19 protein-coding genes and 1 pseudogene are annotated in these 18,948 nt (G+C 39.4%); 5 read left to right on the top strand and 15 right to left on the bottom strand.

Going from position 1 to position 18,948, the window contains the following annotated elements:
* Positions 1–5 precede the first annotated feature (5 nt).
* Positions 6–1,079 (bottom strand): ParB/RepB/Spo0J family partition protein, encoded by a 1,074-nt coding sequence (locus tag H6G28_RS32515; RefSeq protein ID WP_397330351.1) that lies wholly within the window; start codon positions 1,077–1,079, stop codon positions 6–8.
* Positions 1,076–1,846: a ParA family protein gene (locus H6G28_RS32520; protein WP_190677121.1), complete on the bottom strand. Its 771-nt coding sequence runs from the start codon at positions 1,844–1,846 to the stop codon at positions 1,076–1,078. The genes H6G28_RS32515 and H6G28_RS32520 overlap by 4 nt, the downstream gene beginning before the upstream one ends.
* Positions 1,847–2,034: 188 nt before the next feature.
* On the opposite strand from H6G28_RS32520, the gene H6G28_RS32525 reads away from it, so the two are divergent.
* Complete coding sequence (locus H6G28_RS32525) at positions 2,035–2,313, top strand: hypothetical protein (protein WP_190677123.1); 279 nt, start codon at positions 2,035–2,037, stop codon at positions 2,311–2,313.
* Between the two features lie 12 nt (positions 2,314–2,325).
* On the top strand, positions 2,326–2,772 hold the full coding sequence (locus H6G28_RS32530; RefSeq protein ID WP_190677125.1) for an HNH endonuclease: 447 nt from the start codon (positions 2,326–2,328) through the stop codon (positions 2,770–2,772).
* Between the two features lie 201 nt (positions 2,773–2,973).
* Here H6G28_RS32530 and H6G28_RS32535 read toward each other — a convergent pair whose 3' ends face one another.
* Entirely contained in the window at positions 2,974–3,693 is a 720-nt protein-coding gene (locus tag H6G28_RS32535; RefSeq protein ID WP_190677127.1) for an EcsC family protein, read from the bottom strand.
* Between the two features lie 178 nt (positions 3,694–3,871).
* On the opposite strand from H6G28_RS32535, the gene H6G28_RS32540 reads away from it, so the two are divergent.
* From H6G28_RS32540 to H6G28_RS32550, 3 genes are all read left to right on the top strand, one after another.
* Entirely contained in the window at positions 3,872–4,942 is a 1,071-nt protein-coding gene (locus H6G28_RS32540) for a protein kinase domain-containing protein (RefSeq protein ID WP_242054712.1), read from the top strand.
* Between the two features lie 138 nt (positions 4,943–5,080).
* Positions 5,081–5,758, top strand: coding sequence for a vWA domain-containing protein (locus H6G28_RS32545; RefSeq protein WP_242054713.1), 678 nt, complete (start codon positions 5,081–5,083; stop codon positions 5,756–5,758).
* 222 nt (positions 5,759–5,980) lie between these two features.
* On the top strand, positions 5,981–7,255 hold the full coding sequence (locus H6G28_RS32550; protein WP_190677129.1) for a PP2C family serine/threonine-protein phosphatase: 1,275 nt from the start codon (positions 5,981–5,983) through the stop codon (positions 7,253–7,255).
* Positions 7,256–7,334: 79 nt separating this feature from the next.
* Here H6G28_RS32550 and H6G28_RS32555 read toward each other — a convergent pair whose 3' ends face one another.
* From H6G28_RS32555 to H6G28_RS32610, 12 genes and pseudogenes are all read right to left on the bottom strand, one after another.
* The gene (locus tag H6G28_RS32555; RefSeq protein ID WP_190677131.1) at positions 7,335–9,107 is read right to left on the bottom strand and encodes a caspase, EACC1-associated type; all 1,773 of its coding nucleotides are present in this window, start codon (positions 9,105–9,107) and stop codon (positions 7,335–7,337) included.
* A 10-nt stretch (positions 9,108–9,117) separates the two neighbouring features.
* Positions 9,118–9,486 (bottom strand): hypothetical protein, encoded by a 369-nt coding sequence (locus H6G28_RS32560; protein WP_190677132.1) that lies wholly within the window; start codon positions 9,484–9,486, stop codon positions 9,118–9,120.
* 65 nt (positions 9,487–9,551) lie between these two features.
* Positions 9,552–10,409, bottom strand: coding sequence for a tyrosine-type recombinase/integrase (locus tag H6G28_RS32565; protein WP_199332993.1), 858 nt, complete (start codon positions 10,407–10,409; stop codon positions 9,552–9,554).
* 324 nt (positions 10,410–10,733) lie between these two features.
* Positions 10,734–11,366 carry a Uma2 family endonuclease gene (locus H6G28_RS32570; protein ID WP_190677134.1) on the bottom strand — a complete coding sequence of 211 codons (633 nt, stop codon included), beginning with the start codon at positions 11,364–11,366 and terminating at the stop codon, positions 10,734–10,736.
* Between the two features lie 529 nt (positions 11,367–11,895).
* The gene (locus tag H6G28_RS32575; RefSeq protein ID WP_190677136.1) at positions 11,896–12,717 is read right to left on the bottom strand and encodes a thymidylate synthase family protein; all 822 of its coding nucleotides are present in this window, start codon (positions 12,715–12,717) and stop codon (positions 11,896–11,898) included.
* Positions 12,710–13,597, bottom strand: a complete 888-nt coding sequence (locus H6G28_RS32580; RefSeq protein WP_190677138.1) for an ImmA/IrrE family metallo-endopeptidase — start codon at positions 13,595–13,597, stop codon at positions 12,710–12,712. Before H6G28_RS32580 ends, H6G28_RS32575 begins: the two co-directional genes overlap by 8 nt.
* Positions 13,594–13,947, bottom strand: a complete 354-nt coding sequence (locus tag H6G28_RS32585) for a helix-turn-helix domain-containing protein (RefSeq protein ID WP_190677140.1) — start codon at positions 13,945–13,947, stop codon at positions 13,594–13,596. The genes H6G28_RS32580 and H6G28_RS32585 overlap by 4 nt, the downstream gene beginning before the upstream one ends.
* Positions 13,940–14,236 carry a hypothetical protein gene (locus tag H6G28_RS32590; protein WP_190677142.1) on the bottom strand — a complete coding sequence of 99 codons (297 nt, stop codon included), beginning with the start codon at positions 14,234–14,236 and terminating at the stop codon, positions 13,940–13,942. Before H6G28_RS32590 ends, H6G28_RS32585 begins: the two co-directional genes overlap by 8 nt.
* Positions 14,237–14,376: 140 nt before the next feature.
* Positions 14,377–15,282, bottom strand: a complete 906-nt coding sequence (locus H6G28_RS32595; RefSeq protein ID WP_190677144.1) for a nucleoside triphosphate pyrophosphohydrolase family protein — start codon at positions 15,280–15,282, stop codon at positions 14,377–14,379.
* 260 nt (positions 15,283–15,542) lie between these two features.
* On the bottom strand, positions 15,543–16,007 hold the full coding sequence (locus H6G28_RS32600) for a DUF1643 domain-containing protein (RefSeq protein ID WP_190677146.1): 465 nt from the start codon (positions 16,005–16,007) through the stop codon (positions 15,543–15,545).
* A 51-nt stretch (positions 16,008–16,058) separates the two neighbouring features.
* Positions 16,059–17,339 carry a nucleotide kinase domain-containing protein gene (locus H6G28_RS32605; protein WP_190677148.1) on the bottom strand — a complete coding sequence of 427 codons (1,281 nt, stop codon included), beginning with the start codon at positions 17,337–17,339 and terminating at the stop codon, positions 16,059–16,061.
* A 196-nt stretch (positions 17,340–17,535) separates the two neighbouring features.
* Positions 17,536–18,948: pseudogene (locus H6G28_RS32610) on the bottom strand (hypothetical protein); the annotation flags it as partial.

Consider the following 18,948-nt stretch of genomic DNA (forward strand, 5'->3'; position numbering starts at 1 on the left):
TCCCGTCACTCATCCGCAAGTAAGGCTTCTAGCTTATTTAGAAGGTTTACTAGCTGTTTTTGCTTTTTAGGTTCTTTCCATAGCTGACGCTTTTTAATGCGCTGGGTGATATCTTTTAGCCGTTCTGGTACTTGGTCAGGTGTTTTAGATGATGGTGTTTCAGAAGGTGTGCTGGCGATGATTTGTTCTTTGATTTGGCTTAAAGACCAATCGTTAGTTATTGCCTCTGACAAGAGTTGTTTTCGTAATTCTTCATCTTTAACCCGTGCCAGGGCTTGGGCTTTTGTGTATTCCAACTTGCCCTCTCGCAATGCCGTTAAAATTTCTGATGGCAGATTGAGCAATGGTAAACGCTTGGTAGTGAATGATAGCCAATTCATCAGTCCCAGGCTCTCAAATACCTGTTCTACCGTCTTTGATTGCTCCAAATCCACTTTAGGAGAAACGTTTCTCCTAGATTCTGTTTCCTCATCTAAATTGTCAGAAGTTTGGTCAACAGATTCAGTTGATTCTGAGTTAGGAGAAACGTTTCTCCTAGATTCATCTAATGACTCTGGTTGCTGCTCTTGCCCTTTGCTGTGAGCGTTTTTCATGCGGTACAGTAAGGATTTGACGGCTTCTACATCACAATGCAGCCGGATTGCTAACAGGTGCAAGATACCTTCGGTTTCTTCAACTGGGTTAAGGTCTTCTCGTTGCAGGTTTTCAATCAAAGCCAACTGAAACGCTTGGTCATCAGATAGCTCACGCACAACCACAGGCGCAACTTCAAGCTTGGCTTCTTGTCCTGCCCTTAAGCGTCGTTCTCCTGCTACTAATTCGTATTTTCCCCCACCTAACGGACGCACCAACAAAGGTTGAAGGATACCATGCTGTTTAACTGACTCTACTAATTCTTTTAAGGCTTGTGGGTCAAAGTAGCGTCTGGGTTGGTGTTGAGGCAGAACTATATCTTCAAGCTTGACAGTAGTTTCAGTAGCGGCTGGCTGTTCTGCATTCGGTGAGTCTAACCAAGGGGCAGGCGGTGGAGTTGTAATTTGACCTGCAAAGGTTTTCTTAGTTTGCTTACGTTGGATCACAAAGCCTCCAAAGCCAAAGCTATTTCTTCAAGGATAGGGACTACAGAATGTTTAGAGTCAAACACTGCCAGGGGCGCACGTTCTTCTGTCGCATCAACAAAAGCGGTGGCTCTGGGGATGGCTGGGAAAATCCGACCCCAAGCCGAAAGTTGTTCTTGTATGGCTGCTAATGCTCGTTTATCGGCTGAGTTCTGGTGAGCATACCTTGTGGGAACAAACCCTGCTATTTGGATTTTGCGGTTGGCTTTATTTTTTACGTGAGTGATAGTTTGTAACAGTTCGTCAGTTCCCTCAAAGGCTTTGAGATGAGTTTCTACGGGGACGAGTACGTGTGTGGCCGCAACTAAGGAGATATAAGAAAGTAACCCTAAACTGGGGGGACAATCTATAAGGATGAAATCGTATTCATCTAAAATCGAGTCAATGGCTTCCTTGAGGCGTAAGTCGCGCATGGCAGCACTTACTAACTGCATTTCTGCTCCACTCAGGACTCGGTTAGCAGGAACTAAGTCCATACCGTGAATGCCCTCATGAATTGGTAAGGGCTGCTCGTCGATAATGGCATCAGCAATGGTTTTTTGTAACTGAGATGGCACTAACCCCATGAATTTGGTTAAGCTTGCTTGGGGATCTATGTCGATGAGGAGAACACGATGTTCTCGTTTTGCTAGGTGGTATCCCAGGTTTTGGGTCAGTGTCGATTTGGCGACACCACCCGCCTGATTAAACAGGGCAATAATGCGGCATTGTTTGTCAGAAGTTGACACTGGCTTTCGTTCCTAGTAGATACGTTGAGGTAGGGTCAACCGACTTGGTTTTAGTTTCCAGTGTACGTGTATCTGGTGAAAAAAAGTTGGCTTTTAGATAGAAATTCCAGCAGTTTTTATATAACTTCACCGTATGTAAATTGAACAGGGTCACTATCACCAGGACTGTATATTTTAAGATAAATGCTATGACAACCAATTTACCTATGAAATTGTCACACTTGCCCAACACTTTACCATTAGATGGTGCTGTTCGCATTGAGCTAGTAGAAGGAGTGCCGATTTTTCGAGCTTCCAGCTTAGTACAGGAGCGAATTGAAGCATTATTGATTAAGCAAAAAGAATCTCCACTAACCTCAGAGGAAGAAAACGAATTAGATGAATATGAGGAATTAGACGATTATCTGAGTTTTGTAAATCGGATGATTAGAAATTCATCGCTAACTCAAAACCAAAGTGAATTATAGGAAATCAGAGATTTGTCTGCAAATCGTTATATCAGTGAAGCTACTCAAAATCAAGTACGTCAACGAGCCAAGTTTCTGTGCGAATATTGCCACGCATCGGAACAATGGCAATATGTTTTTTTCACTGTAGATCACGTAATTCCTCTTACCAAAGGTGGTGCTAATTTAATTGATAATTTAGCTTTGGCTTGTTTTCATTGCAATCGCCAAAAATCCGATAAACTTAAAGCCTTTGATGAACAGTCATTATCAGAAGTACCTTTATTTCATCCTCGCACTAATAGTTGGCGAGAACACTTTATTTGGTCAACAGATACACTCTTGATTATCGGTTTGACACCAATAGGACGCGCAACAGCCACAGAATTAGCATTCAACCGAGCCAGAATAATTAATATTCGTGCTGCTGATAGAGAAATTGGGCGGCATCCACCACCAGATGACCCAATTCAAATCTGAAAGTTTAAAACGCTTAGGCATCCACTTAACTACAGTTTTATAAGTATGGCTGACATTTTAGTGAATAAGTTCAAAAAGAAATCTAGCCGAGATAGATGAAAAATAGGACAAAAAGCTAACTAACTTGGGAAAAAACGGACAAGCGATCATTAACTGCCATGCAACGTCTCAAAGAATTGCTACCTTTTTGCGTACTATTATTTACGATAAATCTGATTCTAATTCTTTTGGTTGGTCGTGCATATCTGAATAACTCCCTACCCCGAAATTTTGAGGAGATACGATAAATGTTTCTCTCGCTATGTTACCGACTCGTTGAGTTGCTATTCCATCAACTGACGCTCCAATAACACCACCTACAAAGGGAACAACACGACCTAAAACAATTGTTCCTTTTTCACTGAATTTAGTAACCAGTTTAAAGCCAACTTTTTTATTGATTGCTCCTAATGTCTGTTTAGAAATATTATTAATGGCTGATTCGGTAAGCTTTCGACCTATTATTATTCCTGAGTCTTTAAGAATATCTTTGACAGAATTCCCTACTAAACAAGCATAGATCAGAGTTTTTACTCTATCGTCTTTAAGATCGTATCCACCCATGTAGGCAATAGCTGCGATCATTCTAATATGAACATACATAACACTGGCGAGATTGGCAGGTACAGCAACAGGTAGCGTCAGTAGACCACCCAAGCCAGTGAGAAAGCCTGATGTTCCAGCTTTTACAATTTGCCACTTGATTAGCCTATTAACACTATCATTTATACTACCGCCTTTAGTAAGATATTTTTGAGCCATTTCTGGTGCGGAATCAAAACCGGGCATTCCATTGATCGCTCTCTGATAGAGCCATTCAAAAATCTTCTCAATATTAGATTGAGTTAATTCTGCATTAGATTGAGTTAATTCTGCTTCCATCGAGATAAAGGAATAATTAGATTAATGTTTCTAATTAATAATACTTATATAGTCAATAGTATTCTATGAAAATACTATGAATATTCAGTAATTTTTCTGTAAAAAGACGAATAATATTGTAGTGTATTTGACTGTTATAATATGACACCGGACAAAATATAATTCATTTTGTCAAATTATGAACAGTGTTAAGAGATGTGATCGCGATCACATTAGTTATGCAGCTTCAGATTATCTGTTGGGACATATTATGAGCAATTTGATTATCTATGATGAGCAAAGACAACCACGCAGACTAGGTGAACAAATAGGTAGAGGTGGACAGGGAGATATATATGCGCTGGCAGAAAATCCAAATATTGTAGTCAAAATATTTAATCAAGAAAAAATACAAGAAAGAGGACGCGAATTAAGGGAAAAAGTTTTTGTTCAAATTCGAGTGCTAGAAGACCTGATCAAGAGTCCTTATGTAACTTGGCCACAAATAGAGGTTTTTGACAGCAACGATCAATGGATTGGCTATGCAATGAAAAAAGCTAAAGGTTTACCACTGAGTAACTTAGCTCATCCTATGCTCTATTTAAAATACTTCCCAAACATAGATAGAAAAGGCATTGTGCAAATTTTACTACATCTTTTAGACACAATTGACCTTTTGCATAAAAAAGGAATCTGTCTTGGGGATATTAACTTAGGCAATTTTCTTGCAGACCCTTCAACCTTTAAAGTTTATTTGATTGACACTGACAGCTATCAAATCAGAAATGGTTCTCAAATCTACCCTTGTCCAGTCGGTAGACCAGAAATGACTCCTGTAGAGCATCATGGCAAGGATTTTCGGACAATTACTAGAACAATTGAAAGTGACTTGTTTTCGCTTGCAATCTTAATGTTTCAATGTTTAATGTTGGGACAACATCCTTATAGCCAAGTTGGTGGTGGAAATCCAGTAGAAAATTTGCGAAAGGGTAATTTCCCATATGGAAAAGGTAATCCCAAACCTGGAGAGGTTGGTTCTTTACCACCAGGGCCTTGGTATATCATCTGGAGCCACCTAACATTTAATGTCAAAAGCCTTTTTATTAAAACTCTGAAGGAGGGTGTTAACGATCCATCGAGTCGAGCTTCTGTAAAAGAATGGCGAGATGTGCTTCAAAAATACTATTTTGCTATACAAAGAGACTACAACACTTCAGAAATCAGACCAGCACAACCAAAAACCAGCCGAGATAGTGAAGATCATTCGTGACGAGTTAAGGTTGCAATCCATTTTTTTAAATCATCTAAAACTGTCATAAATGGTGAATAGAGTATTGCTTAAAACCCTTCTGTAATTGTCTTATTTTTGAATTATTTCTTGGAATTTAATTGATTTGGAGACAGCAATATGACGATGTATATCAACAATCCATATGGTGATTTGATTGAAAATCCCACACCTCGTTGTGCGTGTATGTTGGTTTTGGATGTTAGCGGTAGTATGTCTGGCGACCCAATTAGTCTACTTAACCAAGGTGTTAATCAATTTATCCAAGAAGTTTGTCAAGATGATTTTGCTCGTTTTGCTGTGGAAGTAGGGATAATTACTTTTGGTAGTACTGTAGATGAAGTTGTTCCTATCCAATCAATTTTAGGAGTTAGTACACCAACATTCTCCGCTATGGGAAGGACACCGATGGGTGAAGCAGTTTTGAGAGCAATTAAAGTTTTAGAAAACCGCAAACATCAGTATCAAAAACATGGTGTTCCCTATTATCAACCTTGGATTGTACTGATGACTGATGGTGAACCAACAGATGAATACTCTAGGGCTGCGGTTCAACTCCGCGAACTTGCTGAGGATAGCAAAATGCTTGTCTTTGGGATTGGTATAGGCGATTACTGTAATCTGAAAAAACTTGCGGAATTCTGTCCTGCCAATCGCCCTCCCAAAAAATTAGCACAGTATCGATTCCGGGAATTCTTCCAGTGGCTTTCTCAAAGTATGGCGAAAGTAAGCGTTTCTACTCCCGGAACTGGTGTTGAATTACCAACTACCAGAGGTTGGGATAGCATTCAAATCTAAAAACACAAAATTTTGGTAACAGAGCCTTTTTATTGCTCATAAATATCAAAAAACTAAACTATAACAAATAATTGTAGGGCTTATGCCCTACATATCTAAAAAAACATCAATTTTGCTGGAATTTAAGGAATTTAAAATTTGTTACTGCTAAGAAACAAAATTTACTTCTACATACTTCAGAGTTAATACTTTAGTGAAAAATCATAAATTGAGGTCGCTGTTATGGGAAAAAAAACGATTTCCTTGAAAATTGAAGAATATAAAGAGCTTTTAGACAAGTATCCTTCTGCTAGAAACGCCATTAGTGATGCAACATCTTCTAAAAAGAAAGAATACTTTTATATTCAAATTAGAACATTGCATGAGTTGCAACAAAAATTAGGAAAAGATGTGATCCCTGATGCACTTATCGAGGAAGTTAAATCGAATAAGCAAAATGATAAATCACAGAATCAAATTCAAGAGATAAACAACGCCGAATATAACAATAGTTTTTTGGAAGATAAATTAGTAAATACTGAATATCAAGAAGAATCGGAATTTACTGATAATAATACTGAAGAAGTAATAAAGATAGATGAAGAGATTAATGTGAATCTTACAGACAATGATTCCTCAAATTTATTATTAGAAGATGTAATACCTAAAAAACAATTAGTTCATTCTGAAGAAGACAAAATACCAGAGCCATCCGAACTGCCTTCAGTTACCAATACAAGAGAGTGGCGAGGTATTCGCGCTACTACTACTGGTCGTTCACATCTGCGTTCACAGCCACCTATGCCATGTCAAGATGCGGCAATATTTATATTGCAAAGATACCCAGCAATTTTTGTGGCTGATGGTGCTGGAAGTGCTAGGCTATCTCACTTGGGTTCTCAGTCTGTTGTTGAGGAATTGGCTAAATTTATAAATTCAAAAGAATCCATTCATCGAGAGATATTGGATCAAGAGCCAATGATTGATTGTAATGAAAGTGATGAAGGTCAAAAATATGCCTATAAGTTTATCAAGTATGCAATACAAGCATTACGACAGCTTTCAGAAACAGAAGATTGCTCGGTTGAAGATTTGAAGTGTACTTTACTGATGAGTGTGGTAGGCAAGCATTATTTATTCTGGCTAAAAGTCGGAGATGGTTTTATTGTTGTCGAAAAGGATAAAAAACTTGAGTTACTTGGTTCTACAGGTAAAGGAGAATTCGCTAACCAAACTACTTTCATCAGCGAACATTTGAAAGATGAAGCTATTTACTACGGGTTCTTACCTATTAATAATATAACAGGTGTTGCTGCGTTTACAGATGGGGCTGGAGAAACTCTGGTGAGTATGGATGGTTCCAGAAGAATTGCAGGTGCATTAAGCCACTTTTTTGCACAAACTAGAAATGGTAGTTTTAATGATGACAGCTTACTTGAGTTTTTAAAAGATGAAACCGTTTGGGCATCCCCAAAAGGATTTGATGATAGAGGACTGGCTCTTTTAGCGCGGTTGTAGAGGTAGATATAGTTTCAACGACACTATAACAAACTAAACCGTTTGTAGTGATTAAGCCTAAACCACTACGGGTTAAATTTTACAAATCACTGCGCGAGAGAAGAGTTGACACTACACTATACCCATCCCAGATCAACCCCTCAACCTTGCCCAAGGGACATGTACCACTAGGAAGATGTCCTTTTGGGGCTTGTGTGCTAAAAGTCAGTTCTCGCCAGTGCAACCATTTTCCTTCTTTTTTCCATCCCAGACGATCACCAAGTTTCTCGTAGTTCTTGCTGACTTGAAGATAAATGGGCTTTTGAACTCTAAAACCAAAGCGTCCTTCGCTATAGTAAAACCAGAGTTTGTCAATAGTGTGTAAATCTGTAGAAGGGAATTTCTTGATATCATCCTCAAATAGGCAACCTATAAACTCCCGGCCAGCAGCCTTTAGCATGACTGTGGCTGTTTCTTCGTCAGCTTCTTTCCATTTCTTTGCTGCTAGTAGATCACGCAGTTTAGTGTAGTTAATTCCTTTTTCGGAATCCAGCTTATCTTGAGTTTGATCCTGTCTTGAAGATTGAGACGGTTGAGATGATGTAGAGTTAATGGGACGTTGTGTCTCCACTACCTTTGCTGGAGGCTTATTCGTGCCTGCATTTTTCTTTCCAGGTGCTTGATTAAAAACTTCTGGTGTTTTGTTGGACTTCGGTGATTGAATAGGGCTTGGTCGTGTAGTAGCTACAGATGTGATTGTTGATGGCTTGTTGCTAGTAGGCAAAATTCGTAAAGAATCTAAAATTTGTTTTTCAATTGACTCTATATCTTCATCTCTTAAGTTCTTAACTTGCTGTAAATCCTTCAGCATTTGACGGTTTTCTAGATTCAGTGGATAACCCTGTTTTATTGCCTCTATAAAAACTTTTCCGTAACTATTTAATTTGTCTTTTCGCAAGCGGTAAGGTGATAAAACTTCAATTTCAATTACTTTAGCATCCTCCTTAGTCAAATTCAGGCTGTTCCGTAAATCATCGAGATAAGTGCGGTGAAAATTATCAGTAATATTTCCATCATAAATGCGGTTTGAGGAAGTAAATTTGCACTCCTCTTTATGAGCAATTTCTTCTATTTTTTTACGGTATTTCAGCTTTGGATCGTCTTGAAGAGACTTAGCTAAGACGAGTTTGTAACCTCCTCTACCATTGTCTAACAACGGATTCATTTTAGGAGAGATTTCTTTTACCTTCTTTTTGGTATATTCATACAATTCATCTACCGAAATATTGCCATCATTATTTAAATCTCCAACTCCCGTTTTGATGCCTTCAACTAAATAACGGGTGTAGATTGAGAGTTCAGAAGGTTCAGGAGCATAGGAATATTCAACAGTATCACTGGATGTAAGAACTGCCCATGATTTATTACCCAATGTCAATCCTTTAGCAAAAGCCCCACTAAAGCAACAGTCTAAAATTACTACCTGTCGCCTAGATGAACTAGCAGTCATTTGGTCTTTAACAAAACTTGCGGAGATAGCGGTATAAGGTAGCACTCTTTTATTTTGGTCTGTGCGCGTGGTAGGTGTGGCAATGTAGAGGTTTCCCTTTTCATCTTTTACACCATGACCAGAGAAGTAGAACAGCACTAAGTCATCTGAACTACAGTTGTTAAAAAGGCTGTATATAGCATCTGCTATCTTGTTTTGCGGCTGATTTGATAGCAAGGTAATATCAGTTTCTGCAAACCCTCCTATGTCTGGATGTTGCAATACTTGCTTCAAAGCCTTGGCATCTCTGGTAGCACTGGGCAAAGCTGACAGCCCTTGTTGGTAATTGCTGACCCCCACCAGTAATGCTACCTTCTTCGCCATATTTTACTCCTTATTCTCCTACAAATTCCTGAGCGGCTTTTATTGCTGCGTTCAATTCAACTGCACTACTAGCTTTCACCTTGAGAGTTTTACCATTAGCTGTTACTTCCATCTCAATGGTTTTTCCGAGTAGACGATCACTCAAGAACCTGAACAGAGATTTTACATTTGCTACTTTGACCTCAGCCGTCAACACCCCCAGTAAAAATCCTCCAATATCTTTTGCTCCTTGTTCAGAATTCTTTACTGGCAAAAGACCGGCAGACTCTATTTCAACTGTCTCTTTAATATCTTGCAGGAGATTTTCTGTTTTTTCTTGTAGTTCTCCATCTTCCAGACGCTCATCTAAAAGGGTAATCTTCACCTGAATATTAGACATAGAATTGCTGCTCCGAGTAATAGTAACTTATTTTACATATGAGAAACCAATTCAAAGCTAAAAATTTAAAACGGCTCAGACCATCGCTTAACCAAAACCTCCCCAGAACTTCTATCAGGGCTAACGTGCAGATATTTACTCGTAGTATCCAAACTTGTATGCCCCAAAGTAGCCTGAACCAAATGCACCGGAACACCTTCTTCTATTGCATGGGTAGCATGACTGTGCCTAAACCAATGGGCTGAAACATTCATGGCATTCTCTAATTCTGCTGCCGCCGCCGCCCGTTTCACCACTCGGTCAATATGAGAAGGGGCCAAAGGTCTAAGAGTAGCACTGGCAAACACAGGCGCATCTTTCAACGCCTCACCGCGCAGTGACATTAATTCCACCCATAGCTCCTGGGGAACATGAACCCGGCGAGTCCGCCCACCCTTGCCGTAAACATTAATCTGTCCACCGCCCCCACGAGAAGCAATCGCATCCTTCCACCGCAAACCGCACAACTCAGACACCCGAATCCCAGTTAAATACAGAGTTTTTAAAATTAAGCGATTGCGCTTGTCAGTCGTCGCTGTAATCATCGCATCCACATCCTCCGGCGCAAGAATACGCTCAACCAAAGTATCTTTTGGCTTGGGCAGCTTGAACTGTTTAGGAATCGGACTGCGAGAAATCGGCGGTTTCTCCATACTGGTTACATAGGAAAAAAACGCCTTGAGAATGTTGAGATGCTTGACCTTAGTTGTAGGAGCCTCTTGCAGAGAATCTAACCATTCCCGAACGTGACGGATCTGAATGTCGGCGATCGCCTCAACCGAAGTAAAACTTAGAAACTTGTGAATGGTATTTTGATAAGAAGCCCTAGTTTTACCGTGATGCACGTCCAACCACTCTTCCACCAACTCCGTCAGCGTTCTCATTTGGGTAACAGGCGTATGATGAGTAGAAAGCTACTATTACACTCTATTATCCCTGGAAAGGTGATTGTTTCGTGAACGACTTCATACACTTAACTCAGGCTTATCAATCGTCTCGTCCATAACCCTGATTCTTTCGTTGATTGATAAGTTTTACTTAAGTCCCTGAATGAGTGGGCTGGATGCAATACCAGAAAATTGATATCAAAGACCAAAGCATGATATCAACACTGCCCAGCACCGCTATATGTAGCCCATCAATGACAGTTTCCATTAACTTCTATACTGTGTCTATACCGAAACCAACGCCGGCTAATGTTGACCTGATTAAACAATGCTATTACGCAAAAAGCTCCTTAACCACCTAATCGCCTCACTTGTTGTTTGCTCGTTGGCAATTTGGAGGCATTGCTGCACTATTTCTCTGACGTTAGGAAAATAGCTGCTTTCTGTAATTACGTAATTTTCACCCTGCAATCTATAAACTAATAGCTGCTTATTCTTGAACAGCCAAACCTCTGGCACTTTATAAGGAAGATAGTCGTCAATACTGGTATAGCTAGTAACATCTACTTCAATGACTAAATCTGGTGGAGGGTCATTGAGCCAGTCGATACGGTTCTTGCCTACTACGGATCTCCAATTTTCAATGTAAAAGCAAAAGTCAGGCTCAATGCCGCTAACTTGAGGCAAGGTCATGGTGATGGGTGTAAATGAGTCATATCTTTGCTCTAAATGATCCAGCAAAACTTTAGCAATATCTGCTAGCAAGCTTGCATCTCTTCCATGTTCTGGTAGCGGTGCCATCAGCCAAATCTCTCCATGTCGATACTTGAGCCGAGGGAAGGCGCGATCTCCTAGTTGCTGACTCAGTAGTTGATAATCTTGCCAAGAACCCAACATTCTGACAACTGTGCCAGGTGGCAACTCAATTCTTTCAGGTGTAATTACAGTGTGCATATTCGCCTGCCTTAAGAAACTCCGGCTACACCAAAACGGTTGACTGTTTTGGATGACCCTCTGTTACGCGCTCTGCTGTGCAGCAAGTCGCACAGTTTCTACATTAACATTGAGTTCTTGAGCAATCTGTTCTACACTTATCCCTGTTTTTTAGTAACAGAGGCACAGCCGTTTTTAATATTTCTTCTCGTCCCTCAGCTTTTGCTTACTGATAAAACTTTGTTTCCTCTAAAGTCAGTCCCAGCATCGCTTGTACTTCCTATTAAGAGGCTGCCCAGAAAAGTATTTACCATAAAGGTATTTGAAAGTAAGGAAATCACTGAGGTTGGTTCTTTTTGTAGACATAAAAGTATAAAACAGAATTTTCCAATGCAGTATGGGTTAACCTTGTGTAACTTCAGTATCCCTTACAATTAAGTAATGAATATTTGCATTTTTGATTAACATATACAAAAAAATCAAATCCAATCAAGTAACTTATTTTAGCTAATTGTTGGCAAATTTTGAGTTTTATTTTGCGTTAGAAATATTAGTTATTTAGAGCTAAACTGCTCTCGTCAGCATCATGTAGCTCCATTATCCTTTTTACATCTACTTCTAATTGTTGCAAGTTTTTTTTGCTGATTTTACCTAACTGTGCAACGCTTGCTATACAAGTTAATTGGTTAAATTTTAAATCAAGCTGGTAAGCCAAAAATTGACCTAAATTATACAATCCAATATAATTTCCATATGCCTTCTCAAAAAAATATTGATTTGCATACAATGCTGTCATATTTAAGTGAGAGTTATCATCAAAAGACAATGCTATTTGTTGTAAGCAAGGAAAACCGCGTTGCCTTTGATTACTATGGTCTTTTGCAGGGTCAAATATGGAAAGTTGTAGCGCAGAACGTCGGTGATTTCCACTATGCCATATTTTGATTATATGTTCAATCTGATTGATTTCAGAAGTAGAACCATTCTGGATATTAAACGCAACTAAACGTTCAAAATACAAACCGTTACGATTACGCTGATCTTGTGTTTTGAGAGTTGGCAGGATTTTTTTATAACGTTCCATCAATTGTTTGAAGGATTCATCTTTACTTAGGTTGCGATTCCACAGGGAAATTGGAAAAATTGTGCTAGCTACAGTTTGGCAAGACAGTTTATCATTTTGACTCAATGCTAAATCTAGGGATTGTCTAATTTCAGGAATTTCTATGGTCGCATCGACATCAGCTAAATTAGTAATATCTACCACGAGGGGAATAATTTCGTTTACACCACTTTTCATCAGATTGATAAAAGCTTTAGCCCAAGCAACAGATATATTTGTTTCTTGAACTACTACCAAACCTTTACTCATGGTCAGAATCCTCTAAATAACGATACATAGCTCGACCTGCATATTGGTATTTGGAAACTCGAATGATTGATTTCCAGTTCGCGTCAGCACAAGATACATGACCAGAGCCAGGACGGACGGCATAATATAACTTTCTACGCGCTAGATTTTCTGAAAATTCTAAAAGTTCTCCTTCAATAAGAAAGTTATCGGGAACGAGTATACAATCACCAATTTCAATGTCAATAGGACGACCAAGCCATTGGGAATCTATTACAAAAAGATTTCTTTTAATTTCATGACCAACGATAGAAGTTCGTATCTTTTTGGGGGGAATTTTAGATAACTCTTTAGCTTTATTACTGGTAAGGAGTTTAAGGTTAGTCTCCATGTGCGTTATTAAACTTGAATAACCTACACCAAACTGACAAGATACGGCATAAATATCTTCTGGCTGACACAACTGAATATTAATACCCCGTAAATAAAAAGCTTTACTAACAGCAAGCTTAGGCATCAACAAAAAATCTCCAAAGCAATCAACCAGAAATTCCTCTGGAATAAAGCGAGGAACCGAGGCATTGTCGCTTAAGCACTCATCAACTTTAATACTGTGACCATAAACATGATGACCCACTTCATGAGCGCAAGTATGCCTCTGACGGCCGGTAGGACGCAGGGAGGAAATGACAATGGTAGATGTTGGTTTATAATATATTCCTTCAAATCTAGGAAGAGCCTTGAACCAAACATCTAATCCCAATCTTTGCGCTAAGTCATAGATGCAGATTGGAGCATCTAAGGGGATACCCATTGACTGGCGCATTCTAAGCGCCTTCGTCATTCCGTCGAGAAAAAGTTGTTTTTTACGTGAGGCCATTGCTCGATATTCAGTTTTCATTTATTAGCGTCTCCTGGTTGTTGCAAGGCTTTCAGCAAATCAATAACGCGATTTAAATCTTCGCTCCCTAACTTAGAAAGTTCACGGGCAGCTAATTCGATATAAGCCTGTTTAGGGTTGATTTCATCTGTTTCTGAGCAAGCTAACCAAGAAACGCTCACCCCGTAGATACGAGCAAACTCAACTAATTCCTCCGCAGCAACTTTCCTTCTTCCTGCTTCCATTTCTGTAATTGTTGGTCTATGGATACCAAGTAATTTTGCTACTTGACCTTGCGATAGACCCGCCATCTCCCTTGCTGCTTTGAGTTTTGACGCAATAGCTTCTCTTCTTAACTCCAGGTCACTCATTTGCACGTTCTCCTTCGATTCCTAACTTGTGGCAGATACCATCTACTATTTCTGCGACAGAGCTAGGCTGTTCTCTGCACCCAGATAAGAAAGGATTAAAGCCCAACTCCCCACAGCCCAAACGCGACTCAAGCAACAATGTCGCTTCAACAGCATTAATACTGTCAAATCCTTCAAGACCTTCAAACGGCACTGTAGATTCAGAAATGCCAAAAGAACTTCTTCCACTTTGTTGTTGAATTTCCGAGAGAACGCTAATTACAGAGTCCATAATCTGCTGATGGTTCATTAGGCACTACTTCATTACTAGCAGTAAGAATATCTTACCAGTGGTAATAAATTATTGCAACCAACATATCAACTTAGTTTTAAGTAGTTTTTGAGATGCAGGGTGTACGCCGGGAACCTTCACCAAGAGTTGCCATAGCGTCAGGTTTCGTTACTTTTTTCTGTTTGATAAGTTATTGAGCGTGCATCAAGGTCAACAACTACCGTTCCTCCCCGACATTTATCTACCTGCCGCCAGACCTCATAGCCCATCATAATTGCTTTCTCCCAATCACCCAGCGAACACTGAGCAGCTTCTAAATGCGATGTCATATTTTTGATAGTTTTCAGGAGCTGGTAATCTATTGCTGAAACGCCTTCTAAAAAACCGTGATCTTTGGCATAGGTGAATACGAGTGCTGATATGCCTTCTTCAACAGCTATTGCACGACCGCCATCTTCAACCTCGTCAACAAGGGGATTGCTTTTGCGCTTACGTTTAAGAATACTACGCATGACTGGCGACCACCCCAAAACTGCGGCATAGGACATATGGAAGACATCATGAAAGCGGTAGCCATCACTGGAGTAAGAGTTATCGGTGAGGTCGCTTCCAATCTGTTGTTTGTCGATAAAGGCCTTCATCTTTACTGAGTTATCTTTCCTTAACTCAGTAATCTCTACTTCAAACCGTCGTGGTAAACTTTCGTGTTCGGGAAAGTCATTGTCGAATATGTAGGCTGTAGCTTTACTATCTATCTGTACTGACTTTCTCCATCCCCAACGGTCATGACACTTTCTCAGATTCTTTTCCGCAATTTCTTCTAAATCAAGGTTAAACTTGCTGGCGAAGTTGGCAAGATACCAAAGCATATCACCCAATTCTTCGGCAACTGTCTCATTAAAAAGTTTATGTGCATCACCGTCCCGTAAATGCTTTTTATACTCAGTCATCAAAGAGCCGACTTCGCCTACTAAGCCCAGGAGCGGAACAATTAGTTCAGTACCTTCTACAACAGGAATTTGGTCTGTAGTCATTGCTTGTATTTGATACTCAGAGAAATTCATATCCAACTCCTCAAATTATGATTAAGAAATAGATTTCAAAAGCAGATGCACTTAGTTATATAAAAAAACTCAAGCAATGCCTTCTGTAGAGTTGCCAGAGTTAATCAGAGAATTACGCCTTTTTGTAAGTAATAGTAGCTTCAACAAAAGTTGTTGAAGCTACTATTATGGTGTGCAAAAGTGGCTATATTTTTTATTTTTTTAGATAAAAATAGATCGTAATTAAAATCACAAATTTAGCGATGAAAGTAGGGACGGCACTAAAAAATAATTAATTGAGTATTATTTTTAATGTATAGCGGGTGGCGTGGATGCCCATGTTTTGTTACACCTAGACAGTAGAGAAGTTGTTGACCAGAAATCAGACTTAGGACTTCTTGGTTCCGATTCTGAAAACTGCCATTCACCCCCCATGCCACAATAATTAAGGCGGCACGTTTTGTAGCTAACTGAAGATAGTAGTCATTTTCTGAACCCACAGGATCAGCTACTTGGCGGAGATGACGAGGTTTGGTAGCACGGTAAGCAAATAGATTAACCACTTCAAGAGAACCATAACCCCAAGATTGAGCAAAATTAATACATTTACGGAGTGTGGGATCATCTTGTTCAGCATCAGCTGTGCTTGGGTTAAGCATCACAAAAGTAATTTGTGGTTTATTTATATCCCATTCACGTACTAATAAGTAGCGATAATTATCATTGATAACGGCAAACTTTTTCATGCCACTATACTTTATAACCCAGACTTTTCCTTATTTTTTAAATAGATAATTTTATGGAAATAAGCACAACTGATGAGAATTTACTGACTCTGAATTTTGTAAATTTTTTCTTCTTTTAACCTTTGTATTTTTATTATATTGCGATTTATGCTCCAATTTTTCTTGTAATTCAGGCAAATCTTCTTGTGTATGAGAATTGTTTATAATTACAGGAGACAGTAAATTATCAATTATTGTATCCTCTATAACCAACTGCTGACAATTACTATATTTCCGTTGCTCACTACTTGATTTTTTATTTCGTTCTTGAATAATTTCTAAATCAATAGATGGCTGTTTAATAAGTTTTATTTTTAGCAAGCTTGACGATAAAGTCTCTTTTACTTTATCGTTAATATGCCATTTCGGTGGATAAAAATAATCAATTAACTGAGGAGTTGGAGAAAATTTAGATTTTATTTTTTTACGATTACTCTTTAATTCAGGAAATGCCGCTCGGCAGTATTTATCAGTCTCACAAAATAGATTCTGACAGTCTATTGCTTGTAATGGACGACCCCAAAGTGATTTAAAATTTAATCCCAAACGCTGAAACTCCTGCTCTTGATTTTCAGTCATCCAATGGATAATATCTGTATTGCTTTTTCCATCCGTATTAATGAAACACTTGCTTATGCCACGTTCAGCTCCTGGGCCTGCTATAGTAAAACTGTTTTCATCAAAGTCTATAATTTCACTATAGTTAATGTCCGTTGCTAGTTGGTAAGCCATAAACTTACCTAGTAATGGATATTCTTGAATGATATAAAAAACTTCTTCAAGACTTTTAGCTCTGATTATGCGTGTGACTACATTATCTTTAACAACCATTTGCGAAATTAATGCCAAATGATTTTGGTGTTTTTTATCATAACCAAACTCTTTAGTAGCACAAGACATATAGGCACTGGTATAAATAACATATCCAGTATCCATTGCTTCTTGCAATATATTTGAATAAATATCAAAATTGAAATTAGATAAACTAATATATTCGCATAGTTTATTTTCAAGTAATTCCCACGTTTCTATTTTATTGAAAATCTTAAATAATAAAATTCTAAAGAGAACTTCTTCCTCATTCTTACTTCTATTTTCATCGTAAATTATATTTTTTATAAGATATTGGGATACGCGATCACTGGCTCGATACGCATTACAAAATTTATAAGTATTGATAATAGGGTCGCTTGTCCAAGGTGCTGATATATTATTAATTCTGTTAAAAAATACTTCTTGGCGCAGAGCAGCAAATCGCCAATAGGTATCAAAAATTTCTTGTCTTACTTGCATACATCTTTCTCCTGGCTTTGTCTACCCAAATTGCAACGGATTAGAGTTTTTCGTTATCGCTTCAAGTTCCTTAAATTTACTGCTGATTGTCAAGTTGAACAATCGTATCATCATCTGTAACTGGTGGAGAACGGTAAACATAAAAGCCCCTGACAATGCACCAAGGGCTGATTGTTCCTTAACTGTTCGACATGGCTCATGGAAACAATTCCTTATATTCGTTATAAGCCTGCTTCCAGCCCTTGCCATTTTTCTCCACTCCCCAGAGGGATTGAATAATTTGAGTCTGTGACATCTTCTTATCAACCATCTGCTTGACGATGCCAGTCAGTTGTTCAATAGTCAATTCTGCGGGAGTATAGCGACGGTCGGTATCGATTCCAGTATCATCAGCAAGAGTCTGAAAATCGCCCGTTTCTGGGATGGTATCACCGATTCCGGTATCGTTTCCAGTATCGATTCCTGACGATTCCAAAAGCTCAGAAGCCTTATTAGTCGGCTGGTATCGGTCGGTATCGCTGGGGTTTGGGTGCAGAGTTGGGGGTGGTGCATCTGGTATCACCCAATTGTCATTTATCCACGCTCTCGCCTGATTCAAAAACTCATCCGGCGACTCAGAGCTTGGTGATACAGAATCAGCCAAAGCCGGGGAATCACTTCTCAACTCTGGAAAATAAACAAGCAGTGTCCGCGCCGGATCTGGTTGTCCAGAATGAGGATTAACCTCAGTTTTTAACCAGTCTGGAATCGTGCCAATTTCACCGAGCGCGATCGCCTTATCAAAACTGTCAGGGTCAGCCAGGAAGTAACGCCCAGTTGCCAGAGAGATTGACTTGAGGGGAGACAGCTTTTTACTTGTCGCCTCACAGCCAATAAAAGTAGCCCCACTTTTGAAAGTATCGCCAAAACCTGCGGTGTTTTTCGTCCCTACCCAAGAAGTCAAATTCTTACCATGCAACACCACGAAAATTTGTGCGCCCTTCTTGCTGGCGCGAGTGAACAGAAAGCGAATAATCCATTGCTTCTGTTCATCGCTGAGATAGTCAGACAAAGCCACCGCTTCATCAATCACCAGAATAATATCTGTGTAACTATTCTGGTTGGCGTTGTCCATTTCCCTCAGATATTGGTACAAATCGCTTGCCACAAGAGCATCAGCCTTTGCACCCTCCATGTGGGGATAACTCAGTCTACATACTAAGTGGTGGCAGTAAAACGGGTATATATCGTCACCTGCTGTATAGTAATGAATCTTAGTATTTGGCTCCAGTGCTTTACTGAGGATGGCTAGAATCGCCATCAGCGTACCCTTACCACCTCGCTGATTACCAGCAATCACGGTGATTTGGTCACGAATGCACTTGGCGATATCAAAACCACTGTTGGTTAGTGCGTCGATAATTGCGATCGCTCGGTGGTGTAGTGGCAGGTTCAACACTGATTTAATGTTTGGTGCTTGATTTGGGGCTAGAGTCGGTTCAGACTGTGAGGAACTAGGCAACTCTATAAACTTTGGTTGTGGCAGTTCAACGAACTTGGGTTCAGGTAGCTTTGGTTGTGGCTGTTGGGATTGTTGCTGAATTAAAGTGACCTGTGCATGGTCAATTCT

The organism is Nostoc sp. FACHB-190, assembly GCF_014696905.1.
In the GTDB taxonomy this organism is placed as follows: Bacteria; Cyanobacteriota; Cyanobacteriia; order Cyanobacteriales; family Nostocaceae; genus Nostoc_B.